The 15,568-nt window shown below is 31.3% G+C and carries 12 protein-coding genes; 5 read left to right on the forward strand and 7 right to left on the reverse strand.

The window, feature by feature from the left end:
• The first annotated feature begins 4 nt into the window (after window positions 1-4).
• The gene (locus OLM52_RS06725) at window positions 5-538 is read left to right on the forward strand and encodes a hypothetical protein (protein ID WP_264550363.1); all 534 of its coding nucleotides are present in this window, start codon (window positions 5-7) and stop codon (window positions 536-538) included.
• A 3-nt stretch (window positions 539-541) separates the two neighbouring features.
• On the opposite strand, the gene OLM52_RS06730 is transcribed toward OLM52_RS06725, so the two are convergent.
• From OLM52_RS06730 to OLM52_RS06750, 5 genes are all read right to left on the reverse strand, one after another.
• On the reverse strand, window positions 542-1,666 hold the full coding sequence (locus OLM52_RS06730; protein WP_264550364.1) for a peptidoglycan endopeptidase: 1,125 nt from the start codon (window positions 1,664-1,666) through the stop codon (window positions 542-544).
• A 91-nt stretch (window positions 1,667-1,757) separates the two neighbouring features.
• Window positions 1,758-3,299 carry an acyl-CoA carboxylase subunit beta gene (locus OLM52_RS06735; protein WP_264550365.1) on the reverse strand — a complete coding sequence of 514 codons (1,542 nt, stop codon included), beginning with the start codon at window positions 3,297-3,299 and terminating at the stop codon, window positions 1,758-1,760.
• 102 nt (window positions 3,300-3,401) lie between these two features.
• Window positions 3,402-4,844, reverse strand: coding sequence for an acetyl/propionyl/methylcrotonyl-CoA carboxylase subunit alpha (locus OLM52_RS06740; protein ID WP_264550524.1), 1,443 nt, complete (start codon window positions 4,842-4,844; stop codon window positions 3,402-3,404).
• Window positions 4,845-4,979: 135 nt separating this feature from the next.
• Complete coding sequence (locus OLM52_RS06745; RefSeq protein WP_264550366.1) at window positions 4,980-5,465, reverse strand: acetyl-CoA carboxylase biotin carboxyl carrier protein subunit; 486 nt, start codon at window positions 5,463-5,465, stop codon at window positions 4,980-4,982.
• Between the two features lie 178 nt (window positions 5,466-5,643).
• Window positions 5,644-7,836: a B12-binding domain-containing radical SAM protein gene (locus tag OLM52_RS06750; protein WP_264550367.1), complete on the reverse strand. Its 2,193-nt coding sequence runs from the start codon at window positions 7,834-7,836 to the stop codon at window positions 5,644-5,646.
• Window positions 7,837-7,943: 107 nt separating this feature from the next.
• Between OLM52_RS06750 and OLM52_RS06755 the strand changes: the two genes are divergently transcribed.
• The 4 genes from OLM52_RS06755 to OLM52_RS06770 all read left to right on the forward strand — a co-directional run bounded on the left by OLM52_RS06755 (window position 7,944) and on the right by OLM52_RS06770 (window position 14,704).
• Window positions 7,944-11,579 carry a T9SS type B sorting domain-containing protein gene (locus tag OLM52_RS06755; protein WP_264550368.1) on the forward strand — a complete coding sequence of 1,212 codons (3,636 nt, stop codon included), beginning with the start codon at window positions 7,944-7,946 and terminating at the stop codon, window positions 11,577-11,579.
• A gap of 74 nt (window positions 11,580-11,653) precedes the next feature.
• Window positions 11,654-13,249 carry a bacillithiol biosynthesis cysteine-adding enzyme BshC gene (gene bshC, locus OLM52_RS06760; RefSeq protein ID WP_264550369.1) on the forward strand — a complete coding sequence of 532 codons (1,596 nt, stop codon included), beginning with the start codon at window positions 11,654-11,656 and terminating at the stop codon, window positions 13,247-13,249.
• 150 nt (window positions 13,250-13,399) lie between these two features.
• The gene (locus tag OLM52_RS06765) at window positions 13,400-14,227 is read left to right on the forward strand and encodes a formylglycine-generating enzyme family protein (RefSeq protein WP_264550370.1); all 828 of its coding nucleotides are present in this window, start codon (window positions 13,400-13,402) and stop codon (window positions 14,225-14,227) included.
• Between the two features lie 57 nt (window positions 14,228-14,284).
• Entirely contained in the window at window positions 14,285-14,704 is a 420-nt protein-coding gene (locus OLM52_RS06770) for a nucleoside-diphosphate kinase (RefSeq protein WP_008253880.1), read from the forward strand.
• A gap of 61 nt (window positions 14,705-14,765) precedes the next feature.
• Here the strand turns inward: OLM52_RS06770 and OLM52_RS06775 are convergent, their stop codons facing one another.
• Window positions 14,766-15,062, reverse strand: coding sequence for a DUF721 domain-containing protein (locus OLM52_RS06775; protein ID WP_264550371.1), 297 nt, complete (start codon window positions 15,060-15,062; stop codon window positions 14,766-14,768).
• A gap of 2 nt (window positions 15,063-15,064) precedes the next feature.
• The gene (locus tag OLM52_RS06780; RefSeq protein WP_264550372.1) at window positions 15,065-15,481 is read right to left on the reverse strand and encodes a lipocalin family protein; all 417 of its coding nucleotides are present in this window, start codon (window positions 15,479-15,481) and stop codon (window positions 15,065-15,067) included.
• Window positions 15,482-15,568 lie beyond the last annotated feature (87 nt).

Consider the following 15,568-nt stretch of genomic DNA (forward strand, 5'->3'; position numbering starts at 1 on the left):
TAAAATGAATAACTTTTTAAGAAAAATTAATCTCATAGAAGATGTCCAGTTTGAACTCCAAACTTCAAAAACAGATTTCATTCGAAAATTTAAACAAAATGTAGAAAATTCAGATTTAGGATTTAATTTTTTTGAAGGATTTGAAGCTTTTTCATCCAATAAGCAAGAATACAAAGGGTATATCAACGATAGAAAATTTGAAATCCAAAAAAGAAGAAAATTATTTGAACCTAATCAGACATTTGCAATAGCCCGCGGGACTTTTAATGAAATGAACGATAAATTAAACTTCAAAATTGAAATCAATGCATTTAGAAAAATAATGTTTTTATTTCTTGGTTTTATATTGGTTTTTTATGCCGGATTTCTGAGTTTTTTTATTTTCGGAGATGCAGAAACACCTTTTTTTATTCTTCCGTTTTTATTAGTTCATTCCCTATTGATGATAGGAATTCCTTATTTTCTTATGAGAAGAAGTGTAAAAAAAATGCAATATGATTTAGAAAGAGATTTTCATTATTGGTTGGTTAGACCCTAAAAGCTATTCTGTTAAAACTCTGTTTATTTGAACAAATCTTTTTGAATAATACGGTTCTTTAGTAGATGAAATAATTACACCCGCTTGTACTGAAGAATGAATAAATTTAATTTCATCTTCTAAAACTTCAGTAATCATTCCTACGTGGTTGATGTAACCTCTACCGTTAGTGGTAAAAAAAATCAAATCGCCTTTTTGTGCTTGATTTCTATCTACTTTAACACCTGCACCAACCGCCATAGAACCCGAAGAACGAGGCAAAGTCATATCGATTTGTTTGTAGGTAGCAAACATCAAACCAGAGCAATCAAATCCAGCACTAGTTGTACCTCCACCGCGATAACGTGTTCCAATATGCTCCGAAGCCTTAGCTATTAAAAACTCGGCTTTCGACATATTATCTAAAGAAAGTGGTTTTACTTCACTAATAATTTCAGTTTTTGGTTGTATTTTGTCTAATTCAGCCGTTCCAAGTTTGATAATTAATTGATATCCTACAGGAAGATTTTCAACCACTTCCTCATTTAGTTCTTTTAAATCACTTAATTTAATTTTATATTTTTTAGCAATTTTGAATAAGGTTTCCCCTTTTTGAACCGTGTGAATTTTATTTCCTAACTCGTCTTCGCATTCTTCTGGATTGGCACTATTTTTTGAATCCGTTTGTATAACAACTATTTGAGATTCTTCATTTGCAATTTCAACTTCAATTTCAGATGCTTTAACGATTATTTTATCCCCAATTTGTATAGATTCAGGTTTTATATTTGGGTTAAGTTCTTTTATTTTTTCTAATGAAATACCATATTTTTTTGCAATTTTATACAATGATTCTCCTGATTCAACTAGATGAATTTGCGATGGTTGATCATTTTTGGGCCTATTTTTTTTCTTTTTATTTTCAGCTTTATAATTCTTGTTTGGAATGAGTAAAACTGTTTTCAACTGCAATAAAGTCCCTTTTGCTTTGGGATTTAATTTATAAATGTCAGATTCTGTAACTTTATATTTTTTAGCAATAGAATAAAATGATTCCCCTTCAACTACGGTATGTTTAATCGTTTTTTGCGAAAAAACTGCACTCGTAAAACATAAAAAAATAACTGTAAAAATAATTAGAAATCTCATAGATAATAATTTTAGATGGAAGGGAGTAAAATTTGCGTTTGCAAGATAAAAAAAACTCCCATTTTAACGGGAGTTTTAACATTATTTTATTTTACAACGGAATATTTCCATGTTTTCGTTTTGGTGTATCAACTACTTTATTTTCTAACATACTGAATGCTTTAAGTAGCTTTCTTCGAGTATCACGGGGCAAAATTACCTCATCAATAAAACCTCTTTGCGCAGCGGTGTATGGATTTGCAAACAACTCAGCATATTCAGCTTCTTTTTCTAACAATTTGGCCGCTGGGTCAGCAGCTTCGCTAATTTCTTTTTTGAAAATAATTTCAGAAGCTCCTTTAGCACCCATTACAGCAATTTCTGCACTTGGCCAAGCAAAATTCATATCAGCACCAATGTGTTTAGAATTCATTACATCATATGCACCACCATAAGCTTTTCGTGTAATTACGGTAACTCTTGGAACTGTTGCTTCACTAAATGCGTACAATAATTTAGCTCCGTGCGTAATAATTCCGTTCCATTCTTGATCTGTTCCTGGCAAAAACCCTGGTACATCTTCTAACACCAATAACGGAATATTAAAACAATCGCAAAAACGAACAAATCGAGCCGCTTTTATAGAAGATTTTACATCTAAACAACCTGCTAAATATTTTGGATTATTAGCTACAATTCCGATGCTTCTTCCTCCTAATCTTGCAAAACCTACGATGATATTTTCGGCAAAATCTGCATGAATTTCAAAAAACGAATCTTCATCGATAACATTGCTAATAACATCATGCATATCATAAGGTTTATTTGCATTATCAGGAACAATTAGATCTAATTTTTCGCGTACTTCATTTCCTAAAACATAAGGCACTTTTGGTGTTGTTTCTCTATTATTTTGAGGCACATAGCTCAACAATTTTTTAATATCTTCTAAACATTCTATCCCGTTTGGAGAAGTAATATGAGCTACACCAGATTTTGTAGAATGTGTGCTCGCTCCACCTAATTCTTCTGAAGTAACTTCTTCATTTGTAACTGTTTTTACTACATTTGGTCCCGTTACAAACATATAGCTATTCCCTTCAACCATCATGGTAAAGTCGGTCATTGCTGGCGAATAAACGGCTCCTCCTGCACAAGGTCCAAGTATCGCAGAAATTTGAGGAATAACTCCTGAAGATTGTACATTTCTATAAAAAATATCGGCATAACCTCCTAATGAACGAACCCCTTCTTGAATTCTTGCGCCACCAGAATCGTTTAACCCAATCATAGGTGCTCCACTTTTCAAGGCCATGTCCATAACTTTACATATTTTCTCGGCATGTGTTTCTGATAATGAGCCTCCAAAAACTGTAAAATCTTGAGCGAAAACATAAACAATTCTACCATTGATTGTTCCGTACCCAGTTACAACTCCATCACCATAATAAATTTCTTTTTCCATCCCAAAATCTGTTGTACGATGGGTTACCAACATTCCAATTTCTTCAAAGGAACCTTCGTCTAAAAGGTATTCTACTCGCTCACGAGCTGTTAATTTCTTTTTAGCATGATGTGAAGCTATTCGTTTTTCACCTCCACCTAATTTGGCCAAGGCTATTTTATCGTTTAAAATTTTTATTTTGTCTTCCATTTTTTTGAGATTAAAGAAAAAAGAGAATAGAAAAAAGACGTTATCAGATACCCAATCTATTTTCTATCATCTATGTTCTATGTTCTTTATTCTATATTTTTTTTATACAATAGGTAATCTTAAAATTTGTTTATCAGCAATATATTGTTTTAAAGCAACCATAGCTGCAATTTCTGCTTCAGTATCTAATTTTGATTTTAGTTTTTCGGCATCGTAATAGGCTTTTACAAATCCGGTATCAAAATCTCCTGAACGAAATGCTTCATGCTCCATAACAAATTTTCCAAAGGGCAAAGTAGTATGAACGCCTTCTACATGATAATTATCGATGGCTTTAATCATCAATTCAATCGATTCTTCTCTCGTTTTTCCGTATGTAATTAATTTCGAAAGCATTGGATCATAATAAATTGGCACATCCATACCTTCTTCAATTCCGTTATCAACACGAATTCCTTCTCCTTCTGGTAATTTGTAAGTACTTAAAAATCCAACATTTGGTAAGAAATCATTCATTGGGTCTTCCGCATATACACGAAGCTCCATAGCATGACCCTTGATTTGTAAATCCTCTTGTTGTATTGGTAATTTTTCACCACGCGCCACACGAATTTGCAATTCTACTAAATCCAATCCCGATATTAATTCAGAAACTGGGTGTTCTACTTGTAAACGTGTGTTCATTTCTAAAAAATAGAAATTATGATCGGCATCCATCAAAAACTCCACAGTTCCAGCACCTAAATAATCACATGCTTTGGCCACTTTCACAGCAGCCTCACCCATTTCTTTACGTTTTTCGGGAGTTAAAATTGCTGATGGCGCCTCTTCTACTACTTTTTGGTGTCTGCGTTGAATACTGCATTCTCTTTCAAAAACATATACAATATTTCCATGACTATCTGCCATAATTTGAATTTCAATATGACGAGGTTTAGTCACATATTTTTCTATAAAAACAGAGCCGTCACCAAAAGCATTTGTTGCCTCAGAAATGGCTCTATCCATTTGAGAAACAAAATCTTCTTCTTTTTCTACAACACGCATTCCTTTTCCACCACCTCCAGCAGAAGCTTTGATTAGAATTGGAAAACCAATCTGAGTAGCAATTTTCTTGGCTGCATCAATATCTGTAATAGCCTCTTCTGTACCAGGTACCATTGGAATATTATACTGTTTAACAGCCTCTTTTGCTGCTAACTTACTACCCATCATTTCAATTGCCTTTGATTTTGGACCAATAAAAATGATATTATTTTTTTCACATGCTTGCGCAAAAGAAGAATTTTCACTTAGAAATCCATATCCAGGATGAACGGCATCAACGTTTAATTCTTTACAAACTTCTATGATTTTGTCACCTCGTAAATACGATTGATTTGAGGCTGCTTCACCTATTAAAACTGCTTCGTCAGCATATTTAACGTGAAGTGCATTTCTATCGGCTGTTGAATATACTGCAACCGTTTTGATTCCCATTTTTTTTGCCGTTTTCATTACCCTTATGGCAATTTCTCCACGATTAGCAACTAATATTTTCTTAATTTCTTTCATCTTGATTTTTTGTTTCAAGTCTCAAGTTTCAGGTTAAAAGGTGTGTGAGTAAAAAAGGATTAATTGATCTTTCTACAAAATTGAAAGTCACAACTTAAAAATTCAAACCTGAAAATTTTAAACTTTTTATTCGAATTCAATTAACAATTGTCCTTTATCTACTGCGTTCCCTTTTTCTACGGCAATCGATTTAATAATACCATCTCTAGGTGAAAGAAAGCTGTTTTCCATTTTCATAGCTTCCAAAATTAATAATGGATCATTTTCTTTAACAGTTTGACCAACTTCCACACTGATTTCAAGAATTAAACCTGGCATAGGCGCTTTGATCGCATTAACTACTTTCGTTTTTCCGCGTTCAATGCCCATGCTTTTTATTAATTCGTCTAAAGCATCCGAAATGGTTACATCATAAGTATTGTTATTAACTTTTATGGTGTATTTTTTAGCAATAAAATCTACAGAAACAATTTCAGCTTTGTAGGGTTTACTCTCTTTTAATACATGAAATTTTGATTCTTGAACACGAACCGCATCAAGCCTTTTAAGATCGCTTTCAGTAAATTCAAAAGAACTTGAATTGTTAACTAAAAGCTTATAATTGGTATCCATATGAGATTATTTTTAGTTGTCGTAAACTTACAAAAAGAAATCGTTTTCGTAAATGATAAATCTCATAAAATTTGTAAAAATACTATAGTTTTAAAATTCTAATAAATAAGTTCCTATAGCAATACAATCCCAAAAAAAATTGGATAATAAAATTAAAAATAAACTTAATTGTAAAAATTTATAACATTAGTAATTTGCTACTTCTCAGTGTTTGAAGAGGCTTGCTAAACCAAAATAATTCAAAATCATCAAATTTTTGTTCAAAATCAGATTTTAATTGACTAAAAGTCAGTTTGCTTTCGCTATAATTTGTTAGTTTTTCCAAGGTTTCAACCAACCACTCACCTTCTTCTGCATTTAGAGTAATATCAAAAGTTTGGGTTTTATCGTGAAATGTTAATTTCATCATTTCCCAACTATTTCCTTTTTTAGATTTAGTGAAAATTTCTACTTCTGGATTTCTTCCCAACCAAATAATTTTAGCATTAGGCTTAGTTGAAAAATTTTGTTCTTTTTCCAAACAATTGTAAATAAAATCAGCTGGAATTTTTGTTTTCGGAATTTTGAAATCAAACCAATCTTGTAAATCATAATCAAAACAAATCCCGTGCATGTAATTGAACAAGGATTTTTTTAATCCGAAGCTAAACTTGTCATGGTTAATTCCTGTTTTATCTTTAAAATTGATGTCATTGTTTGCAAAAGTTATTTGATTTTTTTCCGGAATAACGCCAAATTCTTCAGGAAACATACCAACTGGAGAATGTGCAGTCATGGCAAATTGATGCCAAAAACCACTTTGTAAAACACCTAATTCAAATAATTGTCGCACCATTTCCAAACTATCAACTGTTTCCTGAATGGTTTGTGTTGGGTAACCATACATCAAATAAGCGTGAACCATAATTCCAGCTTCAGTGAAATTACGCGTAACTTGCGCTACTTGTTCAACCGTTACTCCTTTTTTAATTAATTCTAAAAGTCTGTCGGAAGCCACCTCTAACCCACCTGAAACGGCAATACATCCTGATTCTTTTAATAATAAACACAAATCCGCTGTAAAGCTTTTTTCAAAACGAATATTTGTCCACCAGGTGACTATTAATTTTCGTTTGATAATTTCTAAAGCTACCTCACGCATTAATGCTGGCGGTGCTGCTTCATCTACAAAATGAAATCCGTTTTCGCCGGTTTGATCAATTAATTCTTTCATTCGGTCTACCAAAATCTTGGCAGCAATAGGTTCGTAAAGTTTAATATAATCTAAAGAAATATCGCAAAAAGTACATTTTCCCCAATAACAACCATGAGCCATCGTTAGTTTATTCCAACGGCCATCGCTCCATAAACTGTGCATTGGATTTGCAATTTCAATAACCGAAATGTATTTATCTAATAATAAATCAGAATAATCTGGTGTTCCAACTTCCGATTGTTTATAATCTTGACGAATTGAATTATTTTTATAAACTAGTTGATTGCTTTCTAGAAGAAAAGTTCTTTTTAAAGGCATCTCTTTCGCAGCCTCAGAATTGCTCGAAGAGACAAAATCATATAGTAATTCAACAGGAAGTTCTCCATCATCTAACGTTATAAAATCAAAGAATTCAAAAACTCTTTCATCTTTTAATTCCCGTAACTCAGTATTTGGAAAACCACCGCCCATTGCAATTTGTATTGTTGGATAATTGGCTTTTAAAAACTGAGCACATCGAAAAGCGCTGTACAAATTTCCAGGAAAAGGGACGGAAATTAAAACCAACTTCGGTTGTACTTCTTCAATTCTTACTTTTAAAATTTTTAGTGTAATTTCGTCAATAAATGTTAACTCGTTTTGCAAATGATTGTATAACTCATCAAACGAATTGGCGCTTCTTCCTAAACGTTCTGCATAGCGACTGAAACCAAAATTTTCATCGATACATTCTACAATAAAATCGGATAAATCTTCTAAATACAGCGTAGCTAAATGTTTGGCTTTGTCTTGCATTCCCATCGATCCAAAAGCCCACTCCATATCGTCTAATTGTTCAAAACGAGACGCTTCAGGTAAAAAATTTCCCGAACAAATTTGACGTGCTAACGACGGGTTTTTTCCTTGAAGAAAAGTAATTACGGAATCAATAGTGTTGATATAATCTTCTTTGAGCGTATAAATTCTTTGTATGTTGGGTGATGGTTGATGGGTGATGGATGAAAAAATCTCGGTTAAACCCTTTTTGGAAAACAATTCTAAAATCACTTCAATACCTAAATCCATTTGGAATGCCGAAATGTTTTTGGTATTCAAAAACCCTTTGATATAGGCCGTTGCTGGATAGGGCGTATTCAGTTGGGTAAAAGGTGGTGTGATTAAAAAGATGTCTTTCAAAGTTATGATTGTAAAGTTAAAGTTACATTGTTTAGAAAAAGTTTAAACTATATATAATAGATTAATCGTTTTGTTTTTTTTATATTTTTGTAAAAAAATTCTACTAAATGAAAAATGTTTTTTTTCTGATAATCTTTCTTTTATCGTTTCAATGTTTTGCACAAAATTCCGAATTAAAAACTGAAAATTCAAAAATTGTTTTAATAAACGGCCAAGCTTACGAAAATACTCCAAAATATAATTTACAAGATTCACTACAAAAGAGAAAATTCATCACCAAATTAGAAGAAGAAAAAAAAATAAACTCACCAAAGTTTATTCCTTTTTCAAGACTACAAAGTTCCGTTTTTTTATGTAGTAATTCTGGGTTTGAAGAGTTTGAAAATGCTAATAATTCAACTATTTTAAAAAACTATAGCTATGAAATAGGTTCTCCAACTAACCCTATGCAATGCAAAGATCTAAACATTCAGGCTAATTTAGGAATATTGCAGTATGATCCCAATCAATCCACTTTGATGGCAACTACAGTGCCTTCAAATTATTATGATGAGTTTATTGGAAACATCAATGGATTTGATCAATATGTTTTAAAAATAAATCACAAAGATTCTTACACAACTTCTGGAGTAGTTCAAACAAAACGCTTTAAAACAAACAACGAAACTGAAGTAAAATTTAATTTCAAAGCCGTATTGGAAAGTATTTCAGGATCAAACCATGAGAATGAACAACCTTATTTCAAAGCAAGAATAATCAAAAACAATATTGTTATTAGTGAGTTTTGTTTAATTGGAGATCCTACAAATTGTATTTTTACAGAATCTGAAACACCTTCATATAATAGTGTTATTTTGTATACAGAAAATTGGCAATCAGGTATTTTAGACATTTCATCAATACCAAATAATGAAGATTTTATTATCGAATTTACGGCTTCGAGATGTGGCTTAAGTGGGCATTTTGGTTATGCATATATTGATGATTTATGCTTACTACACTCTGATGAAAATTTACAAGGAAGTATTGAAGTAAATCCTCTATTTGAAATTTGTCCTACATTCCCATTGGAGATATGCGGAACATTTACAATACCGAATTCTGGGGGAGTAAGTGCAAATGTTGATGTAATAGAGATTAAAGTTTTAGATGATACTAATCAAGTTGTATATTCATCTACAACTCCAACACAATTAGATATTACAAATGAAACTTTTTGCTTTGAAATCAATGCCAATAACTTACCTAATACTGTTAATGGAAATTACAATGTTCAAGCATTTATAAATTATGGTGTTATTCAAAGTACCACACCATGTGCAGGGACAAATTTTACAAGCGCAAGTGATCATGACGCTAACGCAGGGTGGGATATTTCATTTTTGAATTGTAGTCCAGACTGTGACTACAAACCTGAAACTACAGAACTGCTAAAATGTGACTTAAATGGAGATGGTAAAGAATTTTTTGATTTGACGCTAAGTGAGAATTTTGTCATCAATATTCCTGCAAATTACACTTTTAGCTACTACAGTAATATAAATGATGCTTATAATGATACTAATGCCATACAAAATTTTCAGAATTTTGAAAGTTATACGGCTAATATTTTTGTCAGAGTTATAAAAGATTCCAACTGCTATAAAATTATCCCTATTCAATTGACTGTAAAAAATCCGTATGCTACAATTTCTGGAATCTTAAATGTATGCAGTGGAAGCACTACCTTAACTGCTTCTTTAGGTGCTAGTTATTTGTGGTCAACAGGAGAAACAACACAAAATATTGTAGTAACAAATGTAGGAACATACTCAGTAACTGTAATCGATAGTTACGGTTGTGCTTCAACTAATAGTGTAACAATATTACCCAATCAAGTTGCAGTTTTACCTACTATCGAGGTACAACAACCTTCTTGCTTTGTTATTAATGGTAGTATTACAATAACTTCACCAGCATCGGAATATAGCTATGATGGTGGTTTAACATGGACTACTTCAAACATCGCAACCAATTTAAGCGTTGGTACTTATCAAGTAAAGATTAGGACAATTATGGGCTGTGAATCCTATAATTCTCCAATAACGATTAGACCCATATTGTTAAACACACCCGATGCAACCTATATCAATCCAACTTTTTGTGGAGGGTTTGGCTCAATTTCTGTACAGACAAGCTCTTCAGAATATAGCTTTGATGATGGTGTAACATGGACAACAAATAACACCTTAACAAATTTACCTATTGGAACTTACTCCATTAGAGTAAAAGACACTGATGGTTGCATTTCAAATCCTAGAATAATATCTATAGAAGGAGTATTTTTAAATACCTTAGACCATACTCTAGAAGAACCTTATTGTTCTAACTTAGGAAACATAACCATAACAACTCCTGCTTCTAGTTACAGCTTTGATGGAGGAAACACTTGGCAAACCTCTAATATTCTTAATAATTTATCAACTGGTACCTATATTTTACAAATTAAAAACGATTTAGGATGTACCTCTAATCTAAAATATATCTATGTATATAGCTTAGAAAATACACAACCAAATTATACTATAGACCCAGCAGGTTGTAACAAATATGCAACTGTAACTATTACAACTATTGGTGATGAATACAGTTTTGATGGCGGCTTAACTTGGGGAATTTCTAATACCTTATCAAACTTAAATGGCGGCGATACACTTATCTTAAAAGTTAGAAAAGGAAACTGTACTTCTTTATCTCAATATATAACTATAAATTCAAATTTTATTCCACTTCCAAGTGTTCAAAATTTCAGTACTCTAATTTGTGACAACTTTAATAATGGAAGCGAATTAGTCAATCTAAATTTATACAATTCTAACTTAATTAACAACCACAATAATTATACATTTAGTTATTATAACTCGCTAAACGGAGCTACTAACCAAATTATTTCTGACCAAATATCAAATTTCACAAACTTTAACCTGTATCAACAAAATAAGATAATATATGTAGTAGTTAGAGATGCTTTTGGCTGCCCAAATATTTCATTATTAGACTTGACACTGATTCCAACACCAATTATTACTCTAAATGACACTTACTATTTGTGTGAAAACTTCACAGTTAGATTAAAAGAAAATAAAATTTTTGATAATTATCTTTGGTCTACTGGAGAAACAACGTCTAGCATTACGGTTTCACAACCCGGAACATACAGCTTAACTGTTACAGAAACTCACGGAACAATAATTTGTTCTACAACTAAAAATATTGATGTAATCTTATCAAATCCTGCAACATTTGGACCATTTGAAACTCTAGATTGGACAGTCGAAAATAATAGCATAATAGTTAATGTTACCGGATTAGGAAACTATGAATATTCGTTAAATGGAATAGAATATCAAGATAGTAATGTGTTTACCGATTTACCAAATGGAGAATATAAAATATTTGTAAGAGATAAAAATGGTTGTGGAGTGCGTTCAGATGAAATATATTTATTAATGTATCCAAAATATTTCACGCCTAATGGTGATGGTTATAATGACCTTTGGAGAATTAAATTTTCTAGAAACGAACCAAATTTAGAAATCTACATCTTTGATAGACAAGGAAAATTCATAACTCAATTTGGTCCAGCAGATTTTGGTTGGGATGGCACATACAATGGCAAGCAACTTCCTTCTACTGATTATTGGTTTCTAGTAAAAAGAGAAAATGGAACAGAACATAGAGGGCATTTTTCTCTAAAAAGATAATTTCATAAGCGTTTGTTAAACCAATACAAAAGCAATGAAAAATTGTTTATTTTAGCAAAAAATTAGCTACTAAAATGCCAAACGACTGTGTAACCTATCAAAATTCGGGATATTTTTCTAAACTTATCGTAGATTATTTAGACGAAAAATCTGAATTGCAATCATTGTACAATCGTTTCCCAAAAATTGAAAATTTTCTGGATCAAATTGAAGAAAAAAGTAAAAATTTTCCGTTTGAAAATCGCGAAATTTTGGTTTCGGCATTAGAAAAACAATATGAAAATTTTGAAATTTCAAAAAGTACTTCACAAAATATTCAGCTTTTAAAACTTTCAAATAGCTATACAATTACAACAGGTCACCAACTGAATTTATTTACTGGCCCTTTATATTTTTTATATAAAATTGCTTCCACAATTAATCTGTGTAAAGAATTAAAGCAAAAATATCCTACTCAAAATTTTGTTCCCATTTATTGGATGGCAACAGAAGATCATGATTTTAATGAAATCAATTATTTCAATTTTAAAGACAAAAAATTTAGATGGAACAGAGAAAGTAAAGGGCCGGTTGGGCGCCTTTCCACAGAAGGATTAGATTTAGTATATGAAGCGTTTTCAAAAGAAATTGGATTAGGAAATAATGCAAAATACCTACTTGATTTATTTAAAAAATCATATTTAAAACATCAAAATTTAGCCAGTGCTACCCGATTTTTAGCTAACGAATTATTCAAAAATGAAGGATTAGTTATTATTGATGGTGATGCTAAGGAATTGAAAAAACTTTTTGTTCCGTATGTAAAAAGAGAATTAGTTGAACAAACATCTTTTCATAAAGTAAACGAAATATTACCTAAACTAGAAGCCTACAACATTCAAGTAAATCCAAGAGAAATTAACCTATTTTATATACAAAATGAGTTAAGAGAACGCATTATTTTTGAAAACGGAAATTACACCATCAATAACACCACACTAAAATTTTCTGAAAAGGAACTTTTAATTGAACTAGAAAACAACCCAGAAAACTTTAGTCCAAATGTAATTTTAAGACCATTATATCAAGAAATTATATTACCAAATTTATGTTACATTGGTGGCGGTGGGGAAATTGCGTATTGGTTGGAATTAAAATCAAATTTTGAAGCAAATAATATTACATTCCCAATGCTTTTGGTTCGAAATTCTGTGCTCTTAGTTACAGAAAAACAAGCTTTAAAATTGGATAAATTAGAGTTGAGTTGGAATGAAATTTTCATGTCTCAAAAATCACTTTCCGATAAAAAAACAAAAGACTTTTCAGCATTTACAATAGACTTTTCAGAACAAAAAGCAATACTACAAAAACAATTTGAAGCGTTACATCAAATCGCTCTTCAAACGGATAAATCCTTCACAGGTGCCGTAAAAGCTCAAGAGAAAAAACAAATTCAAGGGTTAGAAAATTTAGAAAAACGCTTATTAAAAGCCGAACGCAAAAATCATGCTTCAAAATTGGAACGCATTTTTGAAATTCAAAATGAATTATTTCCAAACAAAAGCCTTCAAGAAAGAACACAAAATTTTTCCACATTTGCATCAGAAGTAGATGATTTTGAATCTTTTATCCTAAAAATTCAATTCAAATTAAACCCATTAACTCAAAACTTCACGCAAATAATTTTATAATTTACCGATAAAAAGTATTTTTAATCGATAAAAAACAGTAATTTCAATTAATTAACATTTTTTTTGTCAAAAAAACCATTTTATAACAAAATAAAATCGTAATGTTATATTATACGTATATTTGCAAACCTAAATTAATTTAAATTTTTTATGAAGAAAATTACTTTTTACCCTACGTTATTAATCCTACTTATTACCCTATTTGCTTTTAAGAATACACTAATTGAAACTGACCTCATACAAGTTAAAGGAGGTACTTTTAAAATGGGTTCAAAAAATTCTGATACAAGTGCAGAACTTGACGAACAAAAAGAACATAGCGTAACCCTAAATACATTTGAAATAAGTAAATTTGAGGTTACTGTTTGGGAATGGAAACAATTTATAAAAGCCAATAAAATGAAAATGCCAATAAAACCTTCTTGGGGTTGGCAAGATAATTACCCTATTAATGGAATCACATGGAATGAAGCAATAGCCTATTGCAATTGGCTAAGTACCAAAGAAAAACTACAACCTTGTTACAGTAAAAAAGGACCTAATTTTGTTTGTAATTTTAAAGCGAACGGGTATAGATTACCAACAGAAGCAGAATGGGAATTTGCAGCAAAAGGAGGCACTAATTCAAAAGGTTTCAGATATAGCGGAAGTGATAAATTAGAAGATGTTGCATGGTACAAAGTAAACAGTAATGGTCAACCGCACACCGTGGGTACAAAATTACCAAACGAATTAGGCATTTATGACATGAGTGGAAATGTTTGGGAGTGGTGTTGGGATTGGTATAATAAAGACTTTTACAAACTTGAAAAAGGTGACAACCCAAAAGGTCCAGAAATGGGAGAAAGAAGAACCGTTAGAGGTGGATCTTGGGATAGTAAATCAAACTATGTAAGACCTGCAAACAGAATTTCTACAATTCCTTCAAAAACACATGAATTTTACGGATTTAGAATCGCTAGAACAATTTCAAAATAATAAAAAACAATCTTGCACAACCTAATTAAAATGGTACCTTTGCAAAAAATTTAAAAAATGGCAACAAACAGAACTTTTACAATGATTAAACCAGATGCTGTAGAAAACGGACATATTGGTGGAATCTTAAACATGATTACAGAAGGTGGTTTCAAAATTGTTTCTTTGAAATTAACTCAATTAACTATTGCTGATGCACAAGCATTTTATGCGGTTCATGCTGCAAGACCATTTTTTGGTGAATTAGTTGAATTTATGACAAGAGGTCCAATTGTGGCTGCTATCTTAGAAAAAGAAAATGCAGTAGAAGATTTTAGAACTTTAATCGGTGCTACAAATCCTGCTGATGCAGCTGAAGGAACTATTCGTAAAAAATATGCTACTTCTATCGGTGAAAATGCTGTTCACGGATCAGATTCTGATGAAAATGCAGCTATTGAAGGTGCTTTCCATTTTTCAGGTAGAGAGCAATTCTAATATTCTGTAAGCAGTTTGCTTAAAAATATATAATCTCGTTTCTTAATTGAAACGAGATTTTTTATCGTAACACTAAACTCGTTACCAAGTCTTTTCGAAGTTCTTCGTTAATCATTTTGATGATTTTGTCTTTTCCATAACTTAGTTCTTCTCTCAAAACAGCTGAAGACAAAGCTACATACAATGTTGAACCTTTGAGCTGAATTTCTGTTGTATAATTGTTGACCCCATTTCCCATCAAATTTTTCCAAGCATCACGAACATTAACCACATCCATTCCAGCTTCCAACTTATTTTGAGAAATAAATTGTTTCAACACGTCACTAATAGGGCTTTCTTCATTGAATCGCTTTGCCATACTTACTTTATTGAAAATTTAACAGGGCGCTTATAATGATACTCTAAATCTTGCTGATTTTTAACTACTAATTTATCGTTAGATAATTCAATTATTTCTTCTTTCCAACTCGCATAATTAGTTTTATAACCAATTACTGCGTTTCCGTTAGTAACTGTTATCACAAATTCTTCCTGAATATTATTGGTTAAATAAGTACCATCTAATTGAGGCATTACTTTTTTTCTAAAACCCTTTTTTGATTCGAGTTTAAAAAAATCGATAGTTTCATTTACTTTATATTCTTTCTTATCTCCATCAGGAAGTTCAACTTTTTCAATTTCCCAATACCCATTTAGGTGTTGCAAATCAGATTCAGAAATAGATTGTTTACAAGATAAGATGAGTCCAAAAACAAAAAATAATATTATTTTTTTCATTATACACGATTTATTATGGTATAAAATTACAATTATTTCTCTTTTGAATTAAACTATTACTTACTTTTATTGTCTAATAATGGTATA

The sequence above is a fragment of the Flavobacterium sp. N2820 genome, assembly GCF_025947285.1.
GTDB lineage: Bacteria > Bacteroidota > Bacteroidia > Flavobacteriales > Flavobacteriaceae > Flavobacterium.

Coding starts and splice junctions, on each gene's coding strand:
- OLM52_RS06745 (WP_264550366.1), bottom strand. CDS start 5,465: ATGGATACCAATTATAAGCTTTTAGTTAACAATTCAAGTTCTTTTGAA.
- OLM52_RS06725 (WP_264550363.1), top strand. CDS start 5: ATGAATAACTTTTTAAGAAAAATTAATCTCATAGAAGATGTCCAGTTT.
- OLM52_RS06775 (WP_264550371.1), bottom strand. CDS start 15,062: ATGGCAAAGCGATTCAATGAAGAAAGCCCTATTAGTGACGTGTTGAAA.
- OLM52_RS06730 (WP_264550364.1), bottom strand. CDS start 1,666: ATGAGATTTCTAATTATTTTTACAGTTATTTTTTTATGTTTTACGAGT.
- OLM52_RS06765 (WP_264550370.1), top strand. CDS start 13,400: ATGAAGAAAATTACTTTTTACCCTACGTTATTAATCCTACTTATTACC.
- OLM52_RS06755 (WP_264550368.1), top strand. CDS start 7,944: ATGAAAAATGTTTTTTTTCTGATAATCTTTCTTTTATCGTTTCAATGT.
- OLM52_RS06770 (WP_008253880.1), top strand. CDS start 14,285: ATGGCAACAAACAGAACTTTTACAATGATTAAACCAGATGCTGTAGAA.
- OLM52_RS06780 (WP_264550372.1), bottom strand. CDS start 15,481: ATGAAAAAAATAATATTATTTTTTGTTTTTGGACTCATCTTATCTTGT.
- bshC (WP_264550369.1), top strand. CDS start 11,654: ATGCCAAACGACTGTGTAACCTATCAAAATTCGGGATATTTTTCTAAA.
- OLM52_RS06735 (WP_264550365.1), bottom strand. CDS start 3,299: ATGGAAGACAAAATAAAAATTTTAAACGATAAAATAGCCTTGGCCAAA.